The organism is Paraburkholderia dipogonis (assembly GCF_046027395.1).
Classification (GTDB): Bacteria; Pseudomonadota; Gammaproteobacteria; order Burkholderiales; family Burkholderiaceae; genus Paraburkholderia; species Paraburkholderia dipogonis_A.
Map to the genome: position 1 here is coordinate 73,940 of NZ_JAQQEG010000040.1, position 19,013 is coordinate 92,952.

A 19,013-nucleotide genomic window follows, 5' to 3' on the forward strand; every position below is an offset into this window, starting at 1 on the left:
AAAGTGTACATCGCAGTTGCAGCGTGGCGACGAAGGGAATTTCCGAATAGTTCCGGCCGCAATATCAGGTGCGAAAACTGTTGCCGTCCTGACCGGTTGGGGAACCGCTTCACATGGGTTCAAAGCCCGTGTGCGATGGACGCGGGGAACACACGCGTCTTTCACATCATTCGCTTGACGGTCCTCTATTTGCGCGCACACTGCATATCTACGGTGACCGCCTCCAGAAAAGGAGCCCAATGATGACCAAGCCTTTTCAGCAGTGGAAAGTCTTGCCGCACGGCAAGCTCACAGAAGTCGACGAAAACGTTCTCACGGTGACCGGCGAACTCCATATGCCGCTCACCGACCTGTCGCGACGTATGACCGTGGCGCGTTTGAACGATTCGCGGCTGGTCATATTCAGCGCAATTGCGCTCGATGATCTCGAGATGCAAGCGCTCGAAGACTACGGGCGCCCCGCCTTTCTGGTGGTGCCTAACGACCATCATCGGCTGGACGCAAAGATCTGGAAAGAGCGTTACCCGTTAATGCAGGTCGTTGCGCCCGAAGGCTCGCGAACGAAGGTGGAAGAAGCGGTGCACGTCGACACGACAGACCCCGGCTTCGGCGATCCGAACGTGCAGTTCGTGACCGTCCCCGGAACGCGGGGACATGAGGCGGCGCTCGTCATTCGCACGTTGAACGGCACGACGCTGGTGTTGAACGATCTGGTCAGCAACATTCGCCATGAATCCGGGTTCGGTGGCTGGTTCCTGCGCATGATGGGATTCGCGGGAGACGAACCGCATATTCCGAAGCCGGTGAAGTTGATCCTCGTCGCGGATAAAGAGGTGCTGCGCGCTCAGCTTCTGGAATGGGCGGAACTTCCGTCGCTAAAACGCATTCTCGTGTCGCACGGCTCGCCCATCGAAGATGATCCGAGCCAGACCCTGCGCGCTCTGGCGAGCTCGTTGGCGTAACGCAGAAGCGCGCGACAGCGGCGGCGTGCGAAACGTTACTGCACCGAAAGCGGACTCTGACCCACGACGGGCGCGGCCGCCTCAATCACGGCGATTTCCAGTTCGTATAAACGAGGCGAGCGCCGTCAGCGCAGGTCGGTGCGAAGATCGCGCACTCCGCGTCCCGGGCGCTAACGTAAAAGTGTTCGTAACGTCGCTCCGCCAACGTAACCGACCTCAGCTGCGATGGCGTCGAGGCCAAGACCGCTGCCGTACAGGAGAGACTGCGCACGTTCGACACGCAGATCCTGGAAGTAAGCCAGCGGCGATTTGCCGAGCACCTCCTGACATCGGCGTTGCAATGAACGCGCGCTCGTCGCCAGCGCGTTAGCAGCTTCCCGCAGCGAGAAGCCAGCCTTGAGATGATCTCGCGCCCACGTCCCGATGCAGGACCCGGCGATACGCGCGCCTTCGGCCTGCCGTGAAGGGCGATCCATCTCAGCTTCGTGATCCTAACGAGCAGTCCAATGACGTTGCGCTGACGGTGGATCGCCCTCTTCGATGAGCCGATCCTGAAGGATATCCAGCATGCGCGACCTGATTGAATCTTCCATCGACGCGCCCCGCGCAATGGAAGACTCATCGCGCAAAAATACGGTCTGTGCTTGAGTCTATTCGATAAGCGGGATCGCGATTCTTGGCTTGGTACATCGCGAAGTCCGCCTTCCTGATGAGTTCACTCGAGTCTACGCCGGCTTTCAGAATAGCAATACCGAAGCTCGCACCGACCGTCTCAATACCCCAACGTGAATTCAGGGGAACCTGCAGAGCAGCCGTCAATTCGCTGACCATCTGTTCGACTACGCCGGTTATAGCGTCAGTCTTGAGCACAAGAAGGAACTCGTCTCCGCCGAGGCGCCCTACTACGCCGCGCTTCTGTACGGTAGCCTGCAGCCGCGCCGCCACCATCGCCAGAATTTCGTCGCCGCACTGGTGGCCGTACGTATCGTTGAGCTCTTTGAAGTTGTCCAGATCGACAAAGATGACAGCGACTTTTCCGACCGCGCCCGGTGCCGCGATCGCCTCATCGAGCAGGTCCACAATTTTGCCGCGGTTCGGTAAATCCGTCAGTCGGTCCGTTTGAGAAAGACGGCGCAATTCTTCTTTGCCGTTGAGGAGTTTGACGATCAGAGCAGTAATCCAGGTCGACAGTGCAGCGAGCATCACCGTGATGGTCGAGGCCATCGTCACATACACGCGACGCATCCTGTAGTAATCGTCCAGTGCCTCATCGACGGAAAGACCGGCGACGACGGTCAAACCATATTTCTCGAGATGGCGACTTGCTACCACACGTTCGACATGATCGATCGGATCGGAGAAGTCGGCCAGCACCGTCTTGCCGAGAGAGGCATAGCTACTCGGCAGCGCCTCGCCAGACCGGCTCGGTGAATTACCCGCGCGACGCGACAACATGAACCCACGACCGGACAAAACGGCGATCATGCCATGCTCGCCCAGCGCAGCATTGTTGTAGAAGCCATCTGTCAGATAAGCCGGATCTTCCGAGACGATCACGACCCCACCGAAACCTCCAACGGGGCGGTCGATACGGCGGGTTGCCTGAACGGACCATTGCCTGGAAATACGTCCAATCACAGGCTGGCTGATGAAGAGCCCGATGTTTGCCGGGGCAAGATGCACCCGGAAATGTTCCCGGTCCTTGAGATCAACCGTGCCTGAAAATGGCAAGGTCGATGCAATCACGCGGCCGTCGGCACCCGCAATGGTGACCTGTAGTGCCGTGTCCGCGGTAATCAGCCCGTATGCACGATACGCTGCAAGATCGAAGGTTTGCGGCGTACGTTCGTATCCGTATTTGACCAGCAACGCGATCTCGTCGACATCATGGACGGTCTTCAGCGTATGGGTTTCTAAAGCATCGGCCAGCGTGCGCGCAGCCACGCGCGTGTCGCGCATCACGGAGGCCTTCTCGACCTGCAAGCGCAGCAGTATGGTTACCCACAATATGCCGAGGACGAGAACGGTCAGCGCGGGCACCAGAATTAGCGCGTGGCGGGAGGATCTGGTGCTGCTCGTGGCGTAAATTGTTCGATCCATGGTTCATTTTCACACTGCACAGGCGAACGCGAGTCTCTCAGTGCACCGAATGATCGCTTGACGACGCCAGCACGATTCCTGGCTTTTCCAAATGAAGACGAGCCGGCCATTGTTAGGTCGCGCAATGCTTTAACGACAAACCTCTCAAAAAGTTTATTGTTTTTGATGAAATAAAAAAAGGACGGTCGTATCGTCTGAGGATATATGGAGTGCCATGCATCCAGCAAGCATGGAACTGATAATGAAGCAAGCCACACAAGGCGCGGCAAGACATTCAGTGAGAATAATCGCGGCTCTACGCGGGCGAAACGATAAAAATTTTATATTCCATTGATATTCCGACGATTCAACTCGCGATATAAATTAATTCTGCAATTGAATGACTTTTTCTGTTATCAAATAGTCGCAGCAGATGGGCAGATGCATCGCTCAATGGCCCGATCCTCGCGCACTCGTGTTCGCATACGTATCGCCGACGATCAGATGCACGATCTCGTCGCCGTTAGTCCCGGCCACGAGCCGTTCGCCGGCAACCTCACCACGCCGCAGCACAACGATGCGATCGGCAATGGCAAAGATATCGTGAAGATTATGCGAGATCAGAATGACGGACACGCCCTGGGCTTTCAGCGCGGCGATCAATTCCATGACCTTGCGTTGTTCGGGTACGCCGAGCGCGGCAGTCGGCTCGTCCATGATCAGAACACGCGCATTCCAGTAAATGGCGCGGCCGATCGCAATCGCCTGTCGCTGGCCGCCGGAGAGCATCTTCACGGGACCGCTGAGCTTGCGCTCGGGAATCACGATATCGAGACGCTCGAGTACTTCGCGTGCGACCCGCGCCATGCGCGGCCGGTCGATGACCTGAAGTCCGAATTGCCGGCGCGTCGGCTCGCGTCCGAGGAAGATGTTGCTGCCGACATCGAGGTTGTCGGCGAGCGCGAGATCCTGATAGATCGTCTCGATCCCCTGAGCGCGAGCATCCTGCGGGTCGCGCAGTTGCAAGGTCGAGCCATTGAACAGCAAGTGGCCCGCGTCGGCGTGGTAGACACCGGAGAGGATCTTGATGAGCGTCGACTTGCCTGCACCGTTGTCGCCGGCGAGCGCCAGCACCTCGCCCGCCATCAGTCGCAGCGAGACGCGCCGCAAGGCCTCCACGCCGCCGAAGCGGATCGAGATATCGCGCGCCTCGAGGATCGGGGTGCTCATTGGGCACCTCCGAGACGTTCCTTGTACTGATCGATCAGCACCGACATGATGATGACAATGCCGACCACGATAAACTGCCAGAACGCGTTGACGTCGATGAATACCAGTCCGAACTCGATCACCGCGATGATCAGTGCGCCAATCAGCGTGCCGATGACATTGCCGGTCCCGCCGAACAGACTCGCCCCGCCGATCACGACCGCTGCAATCGAGTCGAGCAGCATCGGCTCCCCGGCGTTGGCAGCGCCCGCGGCAAAGCGCGCCGTATAGACAATGCCGCCGATAGCGGCAAACGCAGCGGCGATCAGATAGATCACCAGCAGATGACGCCTGACATTGATGCCGGCGCGGATCGCCGACTGTGGATTGCCGCCGATTGCATAGGTGTACTGGCCGAAACGCGTCTTCGACAGCACGACATGCATGATCACCAGCAAAACGGCGGTCAGCGCGACCGGGGTCCAGCCGCGGCCGAGCCAGGCGAGGCCGGCATTGTCGACCGCCACGGTCATGCCGCTGCCCGCCGCCAGAAAACCCACACCTCGTGCGACACCGTACATGCCGAGCGTGCCGATAAAGGCGGGCACACCGAGCCGCGCAATCAGTACGCCGTTGACGAGCCCCGGAATCGCGCATACCGCGACGGTCAGCGGAATGGAGAACAGCAGGATCCACGGCGAGCCGCTGCCCAATATCGTGAATTGCGCGACACACACGGCGGCCAGTCCCATCACAAATCCCACCGACAGGTCGATGCCCGCCGTGATGATCACGAACGTCTGGCCGATCGCAAGCAGTAGCGGCGCGCTGGCCGCCAGTCCGATCGACTGCAGGTTGTAGGCGTTGAAGACGAACGAGCGATGATCCGATATCCGCGCCCAGACTTCGAAAAACACCAGTAGCGCACACAGGAAAAGCCAGGGCCAGAGCCTGCTGATCAGTGCGAGCCTGTCGAGCCGTGAGTTGTCCATCGAGTCGTCCGGGAAATCGGGAATGGCGTGCGCGTGCGCGCAGCGGCGCACGCGGGGGCTAGGTCCTCGTTCGACAGCGCTTGTCTAGTTCGAATAGATGTACTTCTTCATGTCTGGCTGGTCGATGTTCGTCTTGTCGAGCACCACGAAGCCGGTGCTCTTGAAGGGCGGAATCTTCTTGCCGCGAATCACGTCTGCCGCGAACTTCACGCCGTAATAGCCGATTTCATCCGGGCGCTGCGCGATCGCGATGTCCACGAGGCCGCTTTTGATCTGCTGGTCGATGCCAGGCACGGCGTCGAACACCACCACCTTGACGACGCCCTGCTTGCCGGCCGCCTTGACGCCTTGGGCGGCGCCGCTGCCGGAGAACGTGTTGGCGCCGAACACGCCGGCAAGGTCGGGGTTGCGCGCGAGCACCGCGGCGACGTGGGACGCAGCGCGGTTCGCATCGTCCTCGTTATATTGCGTCTGCAGCACCTTGATGTTCGGGTGCTTCTTCATCTCATCCAGGAAACCCTCGGCACGCGCATCGGTACTCGAGATGCCCGGCTTGTTGTTTTCGCAATAGACCGTGCCCTTGTCGCCAATGGCCTTCGCGAGCGATCGCGCCGCCACGCGCCCGCCTTCCAGGTTGTCCGAAGCAATGTAGGACAACGGGAAATCCGCGTCGCCCTTGCCGGTCTGATAGTGGCCGTCGCCGATATACGTGTCGACCGTGATGACCTTGATCCCTGCGTCTGCCGCTTCCTTCAGCGGTCCGATCAGTTGCTGCTTGTCGACCGGTGAAACCAGCAGGACATCCGGACGTTTGGCGATGAACGCCTTTAGGATCGGCACCTGCTCGGTGGTGTTCCATGCCTTCGGCACCTGGAATAACAACTGGACGTGTTCTTCGTTCGCGGCTCGCTCGGCGCCGCGGTGCATCGTGAAGTAGAAAGGATCGGTGACACCCGGCAGCAACGCGACGACGGGATGCGCGGCATCCGCATACGCCGGTCCCGTGAGCGAAGATGCAACGATCGTTGCAAGTGCAACCAGATAGTGGGAAACGATGCGCTTCATTTTTGTCTTCCTCCTGTTGAGTCCGACGAACGGCGCCTGAGCTGACTCGTTCTGACCTTCCTGAAGTGACGGCGTCCGGCAGTTGGCCAGTATACTGACGCGCGCCAGGAGCGGCCCTGGTGTTTTCCTGCATCGTTTCCGCATATCAGTTCAATTGCAACGGCCTCTTCGCAAATTGACGCGGCGTTACCGACAGTGGAACGACTCCACAGCCGGGGGGCGGCCTTGACCGACAGTACGCCGCGCATGCAGCGATTTCTCCCTCGCCAAGGCCAATTCTCACTACGGCAGTCGCACTACTTTGTCCGCTCCAGTCGAGTGCTGAAGTTGACTGGCGATCACTTCGAGGCGCGATGCGCCCGCAGCGACCGCACTGAGAAACATGCTGATTGAGAACTCGACCATATGATCGATCGGAACCGGAATATCCGAGCGCGGCACACGATCCGAGAGGATCAGCGTGGCGAGTCCATGCTCCACGCTCCACGCGGCATGCGTGACGAGCGTCAGTGACTGCTGTTCCCACTGCTTTTCCAACGCGAATGCCTCGACCGCCGAAGCAAAAAGCCTAAAAGATTTTCCGCTTTCCTCGCTGAGTTCCGGGTAAGAATCGCGCGCAACGATCCGCGGACCAATCATCAATTCAAATAGTCCTTTATGGCGCTGAGCAAATTCGACATAGACCCTCATCATCCGGTATGCCTTGGACATCGCCGCATCGTCGGACGCGTTGATCGCGCGGCGCAACGCCGCTAGGTCGCGAAATCCATCCGCCGCGATAGCGGCCAACAGCCCTTCCTTGCCGGCGAAATGGCGGGATGGCGCCGCCTCGGACACGCCCACGGCCCGCGCGAGATATCTCAAACTGAGGTCGTGGACGCCGATCTCCTCCAAGGCACGACGTCCCTCGACGATCAGCGCATTGCGCAAGTTTCCATGGTGATAGGGCACGGCCACTTCAGAGGACGATTTTGAATTCACGACGCCGCCAAAAAAAGTTCAGACAAGTTGAAAATTATAGATATCCGGTGTCGAAGCATGCAACGGACCTCGCTTAGCCAGCGTCCGCCAATCTCATAGTCCAACGCTCATGCCAATCAACGGCGCTTGCATCTTAGGCCGGGAATACCCTGATTGGCGACGAAGTTAACGCTGTTATCATTGTCTCACGAACTGGCTGAACATTGAAAGCACGGAGCTTCTGTCATGCAACCAGTGAGGGCATACGACCGACGGGAGCGAACCGCAGAAACCGTTTGAGCAATGTACAGATGGAGCATACCGCCCATACCTGACAGCCTCATCGCAGCGGCCATTCAAATCACTCAGTATGACTAATGTGTTTAGTCGATGAACATGCCTGGCGATCGTCGCCGGGCTCAACGCAGGATAAAACATGACCACGGTTCTGTTCGAGAAAGACGGCGCAGTGGGCGTCGTCACAATGGCGAAGCCTCCTCATAACCTGATTGACGACAGGTTTCTGGCGGATTTGCTTAGCGCCTACAACAAGGCCGTAGAAAACGGGTGCCGATCGATCCTTTTGCGCAGCGGTATGCGTCATTTTTGCGCCGGAGCGGATGTGGGCGGCTTCACGGGTGGTGGACGACGACGCGACCAGGCCGGCTTCGAGTCCCTGCTGGATGCGCTCGAAAACATCGGCCTTCCTTCGGTGGCGGCAGTTCATGGCGGCGCGCTCGGCGGCGGCGTCGAACTGGCACTGACCTGCGACATGATCATCGCCGCCGACACCGCGTTCTTCGGCATGGCGGAAGCATCTCTCGGGCTATTGCCGCTGCTAGGCGGCGTGCAACGGATGACGCAGCGCGTCGGCCCGGCGAGGGCAAAGGAAATGGCGATGTTCGGCCGGCGTCACGATCCCGCGGCGCTCGAACGTTGGGGTGCTATCAACCTCGTCACGGCCGAGTCCGAGTTGCCTGCCGTGTCGATGTCATGGGCACGTCAGCTCGCGGCGGGCCCCACGGTCGCACTGACGGGTATCAAACAACTGGCGAATCTGTCCGCACGTCATGGGATCGCCGGCGCGGACGCCCATCAGACCGAAGCCAGCAACACGATGTGGGCAAGCGCCGACCACAAGCGTGGCCTGCAGGCCTTCGCGAAAACCGGCCCGGGTTCTGCGGTATTTGAGGGGAATTGACCATGAACGCTCCACTGGAGGGCCTGAAAGTCATCGACTTCACACGGGTGCTGGCCGGTCCGCTGTGTACGAAAACGTTGCGCGACCTTGGCGCCGATGTGACAAAGATCGAACCGCCGGGCGGCGACTCTGGCCGCGGAGGCGTACCCCACATAGACGGCATGTCGGTCTACTACGCGCAGCAGAATGCGGGCAAACGCAACCTCAGTCTCGACCTGAACTGGGCTGAAGCGCGCGAAATCGTGGTCGACATGTGCCGCGACGCCGACATCATCGTTGAAAATTTCCGCCCCGGCACGCTTACGCGTTTCGGACTCGGCTACGAGCAAGTGCACAGGATCAATCCGACAGTCGTGTACGTGTCCATCAGCGGCTATGGGCAAACCGGACCATGGCGCAACCGCCCCGCTTTTGCGCCCACAGTTCAGGCCGAAACGGGACTGACGGATATCCTGCAGAACCACTACGGCGAATCGCTCACCGAACTCAGGAATGATGCGTGCAGTCATGCGGACGTCTACACGGGTCTGCATGCCGTGATTGCCGTGCTCGCGGCGGTCCAGCATCGCAATCGCACGGGTGAAGGGCAGCACGTCGACGTCTCGATGGCCGCGACCATGCTCGCGGTGAACGAGCGCGCTGGCGCACAGCTTTCGGGAATCGACACGCAAGGTGAACCACCCGCACTGAGCGCGCCCGAATCCCATATCTACCAGCTGCCCGACGGACGCCAGCTGACCATCGCCGCGAGTCCCATTTACACGCCGATGTTCGTCCGCTTCTGCTCGATGATGCGCCGGACCGATCTGCTGCTCGATCCACGCTTTGCGACCGCGCCGCTGCGCCGCCAGAACATCGCCGCGCTGCTGAGCGAAGTACGTGCCTGGGTACTCACCTTCACCGACCTCGACGAACTTCAGGCTCAGGTTAGCGAGGCGGGTCTCGCCGTTGGTGTGGTCCGCAGCACGAACGATCTCGCGGAATCCGAATGGGCGCAGGACTGGGGGGCAATCGTCCACGTGGACGACCGCGCGGGAGGCACGATGCGCATGCCGGGCTCGCCCTGGCGCTTCAGCGGCGCGACCTTGCCGCCGCCGGGCATCCCCGCCTTCCAGGGCGAGCACAACGTCGAACTGCTCGCCGAGCGCAACCTCGATCCGGCCTTGATCCAGGAACTGCGCCAACGCCGTGTGCTGCTGAGCCGCCGGAGCCTGCGGGGTGAATTCGATGAGCCTTGACCACACACACGACGTCAGCGCCAGGAGCTGGCTGGCGTCCGCCAATCACCCTGCCAGCGACTTTCCGCTGCAAAACCTCCCCTACGCGATCTTTCGCCGCAGGGAAAGCGCCGAGCGGTTTCGTGCGGGCATAGCGCTCGGCGACCAGGTCATCGACCTCGCCGCGCTCGTTCACGAACGATGCCTCGACGGCCTGGCCGTGCAAGCCGCGCTTGCGTGCACCCAAGCTTCGCTCAACGCGTTTTTCAGCATGGGTTCGCAGGCGTGGCGCGCTCTGCGGCACGCTGTTTTCGCACTCTTCGAGGCATCCGCGGCTGGCGCGCCCAGTGTCGCGGATCGGAACCGGCTCGAACGGTGCCTCGTCGCGCAGACCGACGTCGAATACAGCCTGCCGGTGTCCATCGGCGACTACACAGACTTCTACACGTCGATCGACCACGCGCGCAACATCGTCAAGTTGTTGCGGCCTGACGCGTCACTGTCGCCGAACTTTCAGTGGATGCCCGTCGCGTATCACGGCCGCGTCTCGAGCATCGGACTATCCGGTGAACAGGTACGGCGCCCGCTCGGGCAGCGCCTCGTCGCGGGTCAAGGCGCGCCGGAGCTTGCAGCGTGTGCGCGACTCGACTACGAACTTGAACTGGGAATTTTTATCGGCGTCGGCAACTCGCGGGGCGAGCCAATTTCCATCGACCGGGCCGAAGAACATGTGTTCGGTCTTTGTCTGCTGAACGACTGGTCTGCCCGCGACATACAGATGTGGGAATCCACGCCGTTGGGCCCGTTTCTCGCGAAGAATTTTGCCACCACCATTTCCCCCTGGATCGTCACGATGGACGCCCTCGCACCGTTCCGGCATGAGTGGGCGCGGCCTGCCGACCAGCCTCAACCATTGCCCTATCTCGACGCACCGGCCAATCAGCGCGAAGGCGGCCTCGACATCCAGCTCGAAGTCTGGCTGGAGTCCGAACGACAGCGCACGAGCGAAGGTCCGGCCACCCGCCTGTCGCGTACCAGCTTCCGCCATCAATACTGGACCGTGGCTCAAATGGTCACGCATCACGCCGTGGGCGGCTGCAACCTTCGCAGCGGCGATCTGTTGGGGAGCGGCACGATCTCGGGCCCAACAGCCGCCGAAGCCGGCGCATTGATCGAGCTCACCGCCGGCGGCCGGACACCCGTCGCGCTCGACAATGGCGAAACACGCAGCTTTCTCGAGGACGGCGACACGGTCGTCATGAAAGGCTGGTGCGAGCGGAGCGGCTTTGCGCGAATTGGTTTTGGTGAGAACCGTGGGAAAGTCGTCCCCGCGCGAGTCGTTTCGTAGCGCCTGTTGTTGCACCGTGACGGGCGCGAATGACGCCGCCCGCTTCTGCCTTAACACCGTCATGACACCGGGCGATCAGATCCGGGCATGTCACCAAGGAGACACTTCATGAATTCGCTCTACGACGCCGATGCGAACGCCTTGGGCGACGCGTCCGAGATTGCACTACGACGCGCGTATTCGACCTCGGAATGGAGAATCGTTCCGATCCTCTTCCTGCTGTGGATGCTCGCGTGGGTCGATCGGGCCAATGTCGCGTTCGCGAAACTGCAGATGCTGTCGGATCTCCACTTCAGCGAAATCGTGTACGGTTTCGGCGCGGGATTGTTCTTTCTAGGGTACGTCGTGTTCGGCATTCCGAGCACATTGATTCAACAAAAGCTGGGCGCACGGAAGACAATCGCCGCCATTGCAATCGGCTGGGGCGCGACGAGTCTCGCCATGACACTGGTGGACAGCCCGCCCGTCTTCTACTTCCTGCGGTTCCTGCTAGGTGCTTTCGAAGCTGGTTTCTATCCCGGTGTCATCCTTTATCTGAATCTCTGGTTTCCAGCACAACGTAGAACCCGTAACTTCAGCATTTTTCACTCCGCCGCGATCTGTTCGACGGTCGCCGTCGGCTTGACGGGAGGATTCATCCTGGAACATATGAGCGGCCTCCTGTCGCTGCAAGGATGGCGCTGGATGTTCCTGGTTCAGGCCGCCCCCACCCTGCTTCTCGGCTGCCTCGTTCCGTTTGTCCTGTCGGATAGCCCGGCGACCGCGTCCTGGCTGTCCCCGGAGCAACGGGAACTTATCCAGGCCGATCTGGCGCGTGACAGGCAACGTTCGTCCGCAGGCGCGGACCACCAGGGGCCACTGCTTGCCAATCCCGTTGTCTGGGTTCTTTTCGCCGCCTATTTCTGCATCCTCACCGCCAACACGGCCCTGAGCTTCTTCATTCCGACCATCCTGCACGACGCGGGCTTCGGCGGGTACACGGCCATCGGCAATGCAATCGCGGCGATCTGCGTACTCGGCGCTGTCGGCAATATTGCATTCTGCTCGTACGCAAGCCGGCATAGCGACGTTCGCTACCACTGCGCGATCGCGTCCATCGTCAGCGTCGCGAGCCTGATCCTGCTGATATTCGTCTGGCACAGCAACCGCGCCGTCACCTTTACGACACTCGTCTTCGCTCTCGCCGGAACAGGTGCGGGGATCTCGCTGTTCTGGCAGATTCCCGTACGATTCCTGAGATCGAATACGGCAGCGGTCGGCGTCGCTTTCATCAGTTCCTTCGCGAACCTTGCGGGCTTTCTGACACCGTGGCTCACAGGGTACATACGGGAGGCGACCGGCACCTATACGAGCGGCTTTGTCACTGCGGCTTGCGTGCAGGCATTGTCGGCTGTCACGCTCGTCGTGGCGTTGCCATGGGCCGCTTCAAGAAACCGGGTCGCTGCTCCGACCCACAGTCAAGGCAGCAATTCATGATGGGCGCGCTCAATCATATCCGTGTGCTGGATCTCACCCGTGTGCTTGCCGGCCCGTGGTGCGCGCAAACGCTCGCTGACTTTGGCGCCGACGTCATCAAGATCGAACGACCCAAAGTCGGCGACGACACGCGGCACTGGGGACCGCCCTACCTGAAAACACCGGACGGCGCGGACACACGCGAGGCCGCGTATTATCTGGCCGCCAACCGCAACAAGCGCTCTGTCACCGTCGACATCGCCACGGCCGAAGGCCAGCAGATCATCCGTGAACTGGCCGCGCAAAGCGACGTCGTGCTGGAAAACTACAAAGTCGGCCAGTTGAAAAAGTATGGCCTCGACTACGCGTCGTTGAAGGCGGTGCGGCCCGACATCGTCTACTGCTCTGTGACGGGATTCGGGCAGACCGGACCCTACGCGCAGCGCTCGGGCTACGACTTCATCATCCAGGGACTCGGCGGCTTCATGAGCATCACCGGCGAGCGCGACGGATCGCCGGGCGGTGGACCGCAAAAAGCCGGCGTCGCGATTACGGACCTGATGACAGGCATGTACGCAACCGTTGCCGTATTGACGGCGCTCGCGCATCGCGACCGCACCGGCGAAGGACAATACATCGACATGGCGCTGCTCGACGTGCAAGTCGCCATGCTGGCAAACGTCAATGCAAATTTCCTCGCGAGCGGCGAGGCGCCGGTGCGTTGGGGCAACGCGCATCCGAATATCGTGCCCTACCAGACGTTCCAGACCCGCGACGGCTGGATCATCGTCGCAGTCGGCAACGACGGGCAGTTTCGCAAATTCGTCGAAGCCGGCAACCGCACGGAACTGGCTGACGACGAGCGCTTCTCGACCAATCCCGCACGCGTGAAAAATCGCGACACGCTGGTGCCGATCCTTTCGGAGATGGTGCGCGGCCGTGGCAAACAGGAATGGATTGCGGCGCTCGAAGCCGCGGGCGTACCGTGCGGGCCAATCAACGATCTGGCTGAAGTATTCGAAAACGAGCAGGTGGTGGCGCGTGAAATGCAAATCGATATGCCGCATCCGTCCGGCGGCAGGGTGAAGCTGGTGCGCAACCCGATCAGAATGAGCGGCACGCCGCCGCAAGCGCGCGCCCACCCGCCCAGGCTCGGCGAACATACGCACGACGTTCTGCGCGGCGAACTCGGCTACGCCGACGAGCGGATCGCGGCGTTGCGTGAGCGCTCGGTGATATGAGTGGGCGAACGGCCGCCGTCACCACTTGTGTGCGGCGGCCGTCACACATTGCAAGCTCCCCAAGTTTCCTGAAGTAGCGGGTTCCTGTCATGAGCGCCAGAAGAAAACGTTCCCGATTTATTCAGTAATGCGTATTAATAGAAATTTACAGAGGAGATAGCATGAACTTTGGTCGCGCAGTTGTTCTGGCGTGCGGCGGTCTGGCTACCGCGTGTGTCCATGCACAAAGCAGTGTGACGCTCTACGGTGTGGTCGACGCGGGCGTTAGTTACGTGAACAATGTGGCCAGCCAGCCAGGAGCCGTCGGTGCCCGGAAGATACAGGCGACAACCGGTGTCGGCGCACCTTCGCGTTGGGGGCTTAGAGGGATCGAGGATCTGGGTAGCGGCAATTCCGCTATCTTTGTGCTCGAGAACGGTTTCAGCGTAACCAGCGGGACGCAATTGCAAGGTTCGCGTCTATTCGGCCGCCAGGCGTTCGTCGGGTTGACCAATCAGACCCTCGGTTCGGTGACATTCGGCAGACAGTACGATTCAGTCGTCGACTTCATCGGGCCGCTTGTGTCATCCAGACAATGGGCTACGCAATATGGCGCCCATATCGGGGACGTCGACAATCTCTACACTACCTTCCGCATCAACAACTCGATCAAGTACACCAGCCCAACGTATCGCGGACTGACGTTCGGCGGGCTGTACGCTTTCAGCAATCAGGCTGCGAGCGAATCGGGAAACGGCTTCTCGAACAATAGCGCCTGGAGCGTCGGGGCGAGCTACGCCTCGCAAGCGCTGACGCTCGGAGTCGGTCACTTTCATCTCTCAAACCCTTCGGCCGGCAATACGGGAGGCAGCAACACGACAGGCGCCATCGTCGGCGACTACACGAGCCCCACCGATATCTTCTACACGCGTCCGGTGCGGACGCAGGACGTCACGGGAGCAGGCGCGGCATATCAGTGGGACGCCGCGACGATTGGATTCGTGTACACCTTCGCCAGGTTAAGGTACGTCGACCATTCGAGCCTGTCTCTCTCGAACTATGAAATCAACGCGAGATACCAGATCTCCCCGGCCTTACTCGCAGGTGTAGCACTGATTTATAGCGACGGAGAGGTCAGCGGAATTCCATCCATCAAGAATGTCACGGATGGGACGCACCCTCGTTGGACACAAGTAAATGCGGGAGTCCAGTATCTGCTCAGCAAACGCACCACGACCTATGTAGCCGCCGTCTATCAGAAGGCCATGGGTGACGCGCTGACCGCGGCGATCGATAACGTGGGAGGTCCGACTGGCTCCAATTCCCGATATCAGTTAGCGGTTACGGCGGGCTTACGCGTCAGGTTTTAATGCATGCTCCGGCGACCGATCCCCAAAAGCGTTAGTCCGGCATCCCGTCATGCTCACCGATCGGTCTGATCGGCCAATCCGTCCAGCGGTCCGCGCGCGTCAGTTCGTGCGCTTCGTTGAGCGGATACCGGATACGGTTGTCTTCGCGCGGCCGCTCACCGATCACCATCAGCCTGACTTCGTCGTCGGTATTGTTGATGAACGTGTGGCAGATACCGGTGCCGGCCGGAAACGCAACCGAGTCGCCTTCAGCAAGAGGATGCAGAACGCCGTCGATCCAGACATCGGGCTTGCCATGGAGCACGTAGACGAACTCCTGTTCGGTGCTTTCGGCGTGCGGATATGAGGTGCGCCGACCCGGCAGAAGCCTCACATGATGAATGCCGATCCGCGTAATACCCATCGCAGCGGACAGTGGCGCGTCAAGGCCCATCGGCTCGGAATCGCCGCGATAGCAATGCGCATGGGGTTCTTCCAGTTCGGTCCAGTGTTTGATGAAATCGGGACGACTCATCGCCTGTTCTCCTTGGGGACGAGAAACGATGATAACGGGTAACGGAGGGAGTTCGACGAAACACCGTCTTTCGCCGCGCGGGCGCTGTTCGATTCACACATTCGGCCCGTGCCGCTATCATCAATTCGATGCCCCACCCCTTATCCGCTCCAGCGAAACCAGTGCCGGCGCGACCTTCGCCAGCTCTGCGCGCATCTCGTCGATCAGCCATTGCGACACCTTGCGCACCGATCCCGATGGCTCGCGCGTACGGCATTCCAGCACGTAATTGCAACCCGTCTCCACCAATCGGTCCGACGCGGGGACGACCGCCCCGGTATTGAGCGGCGCGGCGACCGCGAGGAGCCAGCCGAGCAGCACGCCGTGTCCGAGCATGGCGCCCTGCAGCGCGAGGCCCGGATCAGAATAGCTCGCGTGTTTCGCCGATGCATGGTTCATCACCCGCGTCAGCTCGAAATAGTCGGCCCAGGTATGCGTCGTCGGCTCGAGGTGTATCAGCGTGTGACCGCCCGCCTGACGCGGCGCGTCGAGAGGGCCGTGCTCCGCGAGATAGCCCGGGCTGCACACGGCGATGATCAGCTCCGGACAGAAACAGAGCGCATCGTGCCCGGAACCGGGCTTATGCAAACGAATACCGAGATCGGCGCCGTCGAGCGGACCGTACAGGCGGCTCGCCATCACCTGCAAGCGCAGGTTCACCGAAGGAAACGCCTGCTGAAAGCGCTCGAGGCGCGGCAGCAGCCACTGCGACGCGAACCCGCTGGAGATGGAAAGCGTGACCGTCTCGCTCTCTTCCTTGCGGCTCTTCAGTTCGGTGATCGTGTCGCTCACCTGGCCGAAGCCCAAGGCCACCGCGACGTGCAGTTTCGCGCCCTCGTCGGTGAGGGCAAGCCCGGTTTTTGTGCGCGCGAACAGCTGGAAACCGAGCGCGTCTTCGAGACGCGCCACCATGCGGCTCACCGCGACCGGCGTAACGTTCAGTTCGAGCGCCGCACGTGTGAGGCTCATGTGACGCGCCGCGGCTTCGAAAACGAGCAGCGCCTGAAGCGAAGGCAGTCTAAGTCCCATCTGTTAACACCATGTTATCCCCGTTGACGAACATGTAAATTGACGCGCTTTCAGGCCAACTCTACTTTGTCGGCAGACCCATCGAGAGAGTCCCGACATGACAGAGCACAATGCGGACGAAGCGCGGCCGGCCGCTTCGTCTGATCCCCTGCTGCAACCGCTGACGCTCAAACATCTGGTGCTGAAGAACCGCGTGATGAGCACGAGCCACGCGAGCCGTCTCATTCAAAACGAATTCCCGCAGGAAGTCTATCAACGCTATCACGAGGAAAAGGCCAAGGGAGGCATCGGGCTCACCATGTTCGGCGGCTCGTCGAACGTGAGCATCGACAGTCCCAACACGTTCCAGCAGATCAACATGGGCGTCGACGAAGTCGTCCCGCATCTGCGGCACTTCTCCGAACGCGTGCACGCCCACGGCGCCGCGCTGATGTGTCAGATCACCCATCTCGGCCGGCGCGGCGATCCCTACGCCGAACCGTGGCTGCCGATGCTCGCGCCGTCGCCGCGCCGCGAAACGCTGCATCGCGCGATCCCGCAAGCGATGAACGAGCACGACATCACGCGCATCGTGGCCGATTTCGGACGCGCGGCGCGCCGCTGCCTGGAAGGCGGCCTCGACGGCCTGGAGACGCACGCGGGCGGCCATCTGATCGGGCAGTTCCTCAACCCGGCCGTCAACCTGCGCACTGACCGCTACGGCGGCTCGGCCGCGAACCGGTGCCGCTTTGCGATCGAGGTTCACGAGGCGATCCGCAAGGAAGTCGGCGACGCCTATCCGGTCGGTTTTCGCTTCGCGCTGGAAGACGGCTGCAGCTTCGAAGACAGTCTGGAAATGGCCCGCATCCTGCAGCAGAGCGAGCTTTTCGACTTCTTCAACGTGGTCTACGGGCGCATGGACACGAAGATGTCGCTGGTCGTCAACAGCATGCCCGGCATGTTCATGCCGTCGGCGCCCTGGCTCTCCAAGGCCGCCGCGTTCCGGCGCGCGGTGCGGCTGCCGGTCTTTCACGCCGCCAAGATCGCCGACCTCGCCACCGCGCGCTATGCAATCGGCGAGGGCCTCATCGATATGGTCGGCATGACACGCGCGCACATCGCGGAGCCGCATCTCGTGCGGCTCATCGAGACGGGGCGCGAGGAGGCCGCGCGCCCTTGCGTCGGCGGCTCGCATTGCCGCAATACGAAGGCGACCTGTATCCACAACCCGGCGACCGCGCGCGAAACCTTCCTGCCGCACGACATTGCGCCGGCCGCGACGCCTCGCCACGTGCTGATCGTCGGCGCGGGGCCGGCCGGACTCGAAGCGGCGCGCGTGTGCGCGAGCCGGGGCCATCGGGTCACGCTGCTCGAAGCGGCCGACCGCGCAGGCGGACAGGTGCTGCTAGCCGCGTCGGGAAGCTGGCGCAAGGATCTGATTGGTATCGTCGACTGGCGTCTCGCCGAACTGGAACGGATGGGGGTCGACATCCGCTACAACCAGTACGCCGAACTCGCCGACCTGCTCGAAGTGCGCCCGGACGTGGCGATCGTGGCAACCGGCGGCACGCCCGATCTCGACGCGCTGCCGGGCGGCGAATCGTGCCGCTCGGTGGTCGATGCGTTATCGGATACACCGCCGAGGGCGGGACGCGTGCTCGTCTACGACGGCACCGGCCGTCACAACGCCTATCTATGCACCGAGCGCTTCGTGTCGGCGGGACTCGACGTGCGCCTCGCCGTGCTCGACGCGTTGCCCGCGCAGGAAACCGGCGGCAAGGGCGACGACCTCGTGTGGCTTCGCAACCTCGAAAAGTGGCAGGTGCCTGTGCGCGCCCATCTCGAACTCGTCGAAGTTCGGCGCGATGTGCGGCGCGACCACGTGGGCATGCTGCGCGCGATCTTCAGGCATCAGTTGACCGACGAGCTCGTGGAGCTGGAAGCGGAGCACGTGGTCGTCGAACGCGGGACCCTCGCCGTGGACGATCTCTTCGAGGCCGCCCGCGTGCACTCGGTCAATGACGGCCAGATGGACCTCGCCGCGTTCGCGCGCGGAAGGGCGCAGCCGGTCTTGCAGGCCGCGAACGGCGACGCGCAGTTCCATCTTTACCGGATCGGCGACGCGGTGGCGTCGCGCGACATCCCTACAGCGATCTATGACGCGTATCGCCTCTGCGTTGCGATGTAGGCGACGCCCCTTCCCGCTCGATCAGAACTCAAAGGACAGACCATGGCCATGCCTCTCGACAGCGATAACCCCGACCTCGAACGCAGGCGCGCCGTGAAAACGCTTCTCGCGGCCGGCGCCGCCGCAACCACAGGCTGGTCCGCATGGGCTGTGGGGGGCGCCCGCGGGGGGCGGGCCCCCCCCCCC

The 19,013-nt window shown here is 61.4% G+C and carries 15 protein-coding genes and 1 pseudogene; 8 read left to right on the forward strand and 8 right to left on the reverse strand.

The genetic code is table 11. The features are described from left to right. Nucleotides 1-242 precede the first annotated feature (242 nt). Complete coding sequence (locus PQR32_RS32725; RefSeq protein WP_408237024.1) at nucleotides 243-962, forward strand: hypothetical protein; 720 nt, start codon at nucleotides 243-245, stop codon at nucleotides 960-962. Between the two features lie 170 nt (nucleotides 963-1,132). Here PQR32_RS32725 and PQR32_RS32730 read toward each other — a convergent pair. The 6 genes and pseudogenes from PQR32_RS32730 to PQR32_RS32755 all read right to left on the reverse strand — a co-directional run. Then, nucleotides 1,133-1,378, reverse strand: a pseudogene (locus PQR32_RS32730) (helix-turn-helix domain-containing protein); the annotation flags it as partial. A 202-nt stretch (nucleotides 1,379-1,580) separates the two neighbouring features. After that, complete coding sequence (locus tag PQR32_RS32735; protein WP_408237027.1) at nucleotides 1,581-3,062, reverse strand: diguanylate cyclase domain-containing protein; 1,482 nt, start codon at nucleotides 3,060-3,062, stop codon at nucleotides 1,581-1,583. 429 nt (nucleotides 3,063-3,491) lie between these two features. After that, nucleotides 3,492-4,271 carry an ATP-binding cassette domain-containing protein gene (locus PQR32_RS32740; RefSeq protein WP_408237030.1) on the reverse strand — a complete coding sequence of 260 codons (780 nt, stop codon included), beginning with the start codon at nucleotides 4,269-4,271 and terminating at the stop codon, nucleotides 3,492-3,494. Further along, complete coding sequence (locus tag PQR32_RS32745) at nucleotides 4,268-5,242, reverse strand: ABC transporter permease subunit (protein WP_408237032.1); 975 nt, start codon at nucleotides 5,240-5,242, stop codon at nucleotides 4,268-4,270. The genes PQR32_RS32740 and PQR32_RS32745 overlap by 4 nt, the downstream gene beginning before the upstream one ends. 84 nt (nucleotides 5,243-5,326) lie before the next feature. Continuing rightward, complete coding sequence (locus PQR32_RS32750) at nucleotides 5,327-6,307, reverse strand: ABC transporter substrate-binding protein (RefSeq protein WP_408237035.1); 981 nt, start codon at nucleotides 6,305-6,307, stop codon at nucleotides 5,327-5,329. 282 nt (nucleotides 6,308-6,589) lie between these two features. Next, a complete protein-coding gene (locus tag PQR32_RS32755; protein ID WP_408237038.1) occupies nucleotides 6,590-7,288 on the reverse strand; it encodes a TetR/AcrR family transcriptional regulator in 699 nt (232 codons plus the stop codon). A 415-nt stretch (nucleotides 7,289-7,703) separates the two neighbouring features. On the opposite strand from PQR32_RS32755, the gene PQR32_RS32760 reads away from it, so the two are divergent. The 6 genes from PQR32_RS32760 to PQR32_RS32785 all read left to right on the forward strand — a co-directional run bounded on the left by PQR32_RS32760 (nucleotide 7,704) and on the right by PQR32_RS32785 (nucleotide 15,078). Next, nucleotides 7,704-8,468: an enoyl-CoA hydratase/isomerase family protein gene (locus tag PQR32_RS32760; RefSeq protein WP_408237041.1), complete on the forward strand. Its 765-nt coding sequence runs from the start codon at nucleotides 7,704-7,706 to the stop codon at nucleotides 8,466-8,468. A gap of 2 nt (nucleotides 8,469-8,470) precedes the next feature. Next, the gene (locus PQR32_RS32765; protein ID WP_408237044.1) at nucleotides 8,471-9,706 is read left to right on the forward strand and encodes a CaiB/BaiF CoA transferase family protein; all 1,236 of its coding nucleotides are present in this window, start codon (nucleotides 8,471-8,473) and stop codon (nucleotides 9,704-9,706) included. After that, nucleotides 9,696-11,033, forward strand: coding sequence for a fumarylacetoacetase (fahA, locus tag PQR32_RS32770; RefSeq protein ID WP_408237047.1), 1,338 nt, complete (start codon nucleotides 9,696-9,698; stop codon nucleotides 11,031-11,033). Before PQR32_RS32765 ends, fahA begins: the two co-directional genes overlap by 11 nt. A gap of 108 nt (nucleotides 11,034-11,141) precedes the next feature. Continuing rightward, the gene (locus PQR32_RS32775) at nucleotides 11,142-12,509 is read left to right on the forward strand and encodes an MFS transporter (RefSeq protein WP_408237050.1); all 1,368 of its coding nucleotides are present in this window, start codon (nucleotides 11,142-11,144) and stop codon (nucleotides 12,507-12,509) included. Next, nucleotides 12,509-13,729, forward strand: a complete 1,221-nt coding sequence (locus PQR32_RS32780) for a CaiB/BaiF CoA transferase family protein (protein ID WP_408237064.1) — start codon at nucleotides 12,509-12,511, stop codon at nucleotides 13,727-13,729. The genes PQR32_RS32775 and PQR32_RS32780 overlap by 1 nt, the downstream gene beginning before the upstream one ends. A 161-nt stretch (nucleotides 13,730-13,890) precedes the next feature. Then, nucleotides 13,891-15,078 carry a porin gene (locus PQR32_RS32785; protein WP_408237053.1) on the forward strand — a complete coding sequence of 396 codons (1,188 nt, stop codon included), beginning with the start codon at nucleotides 13,891-13,893 and terminating at the stop codon, nucleotides 15,076-15,078. A 31-nt stretch (nucleotides 15,079-15,109) separates the two neighbouring features. On the opposite strand, the gene PQR32_RS32790 is transcribed toward PQR32_RS32785, so the two are convergent. Both PQR32_RS32790 and PQR32_RS32795 read right to left on the reverse strand, forming a co-directional pair. Continuing rightward, nucleotides 15,110-15,592, reverse strand: a complete 483-nt coding sequence (locus tag PQR32_RS32790) for a cupin domain-containing protein (RefSeq protein WP_408237056.1) — start codon at nucleotides 15,590-15,592, stop codon at nucleotides 15,110-15,112. 120 nt (nucleotides 15,593-15,712) lie between these two features. Further along, complete coding sequence (locus PQR32_RS32795) at nucleotides 15,713-16,660, reverse strand: LysR substrate-binding domain-containing protein (protein WP_408237058.1); 948 nt, start codon at nucleotides 16,658-16,660, stop codon at nucleotides 15,713-15,715. 97 nt (nucleotides 16,661-16,757) lie between these two features. Here PQR32_RS32795 and PQR32_RS32800 point away from each other — a divergent pair, with 97 nt between their 5' ends. Continuing rightward, nucleotides 16,758-18,827 carry an FAD-dependent oxidoreductase gene (locus tag PQR32_RS32800; protein WP_408237061.1) on the forward strand — a complete coding sequence of 690 codons (2,070 nt, stop codon included), beginning with the start codon at nucleotides 16,758-16,760 and terminating at the stop codon, nucleotides 18,825-18,827. Nucleotides 18,828-19,013 lie beyond the last annotated feature (186 nt).

Excerpts from the sequence above, each read along its gene's own strand:
- PQR32_RS32745 (WP_408237032.1), bottom strand. The coding sequence starts at position 5,242 with ATGGACAACTCACGGCTCGACAGGCTCGCACTGATCAGCAGGCTCTGG.
- PQR32_RS32800 (WP_408237061.1), top strand. The coding sequence starts at position 16,758 with ATGACAGAGCACAATGCGGACGAAGCGCGGCCGGCCGCTTCGTCTGAT.
- PQR32_RS32790 (WP_408237056.1), bottom strand. The coding sequence starts at position 15,592 with ATGAGTCGTCCCGATTTCATCAAACACTGGACCGAACTGGAAGAACCC.
- PQR32_RS32735 (WP_408237027.1), bottom strand. The coding sequence starts at position 3,062 with ATGGATCGAACAATTTACGCCACGAGCAGCACCAGATCCTCCCGCCAC.
- PQR32_RS32775 (WP_408237050.1), top strand. The coding sequence starts at position 11,142 with ATGAATTCGCTCTACGACGCCGATGCGAACGCCTTGGGCGACGCGTCC.
- PQR32_RS32795 (WP_408237058.1), bottom strand. The coding sequence starts at position 16,660 with ATGGGACTTAGACTGCCTTCGCTTCAGGCGCTGCTCGTTTTCGAAGCC.
- PQR32_RS32725 (WP_408237024.1), top strand. The coding sequence starts at position 243 with ATGACCAAGCCTTTTCAGCAGTGGAAAGTCTTGCCGCACGGCAAGCTC.
- PQR32_RS32785 (WP_408237053.1), top strand. The coding sequence starts at position 13,891 with ATGAACTTTGGTCGCGCAGTTGTTCTGGCGTGCGGCGGTCTGGCTACC.
- PQR32_RS32780 (WP_408237064.1), top strand. The coding sequence starts at position 12,509 with ATGGGCGCGCTCAATCATATCCGTGTGCTGGATCTCACCCGTGTGCTT.
- PQR32_RS32760 (WP_408237041.1), top strand. The coding sequence starts at position 7,704 with ATGACCACGGTTCTGTTCGAGAAAGACGGCGCAGTGGGCGTCGTCACA.
- fahA (WP_408237047.1), top strand. The coding sequence starts at position 9,696 with ATGAGCCTTGACCACACACACGACGTCAGCGCCAGGAGCTGGCTGGCG.
- PQR32_RS32750 (WP_408237035.1), bottom strand. The coding sequence starts at position 6,307 with ATGAAGCGCATCGTTTCCCACTATCTGGTTGCACTTGCAACGATCGTT.
- PQR32_RS32765 (WP_408237044.1), top strand. The coding sequence starts at position 8,471 with ATGAACGCTCCACTGGAGGGCCTGAAAGTCATCGACTTCACACGGGTG.
- PQR32_RS32740 (WP_408237030.1), bottom strand. The coding sequence starts at position 4,271 with ATGAGCACCCCGATCCTCGAGGCGCGCGATATCTCGATCCGCTTCGGC.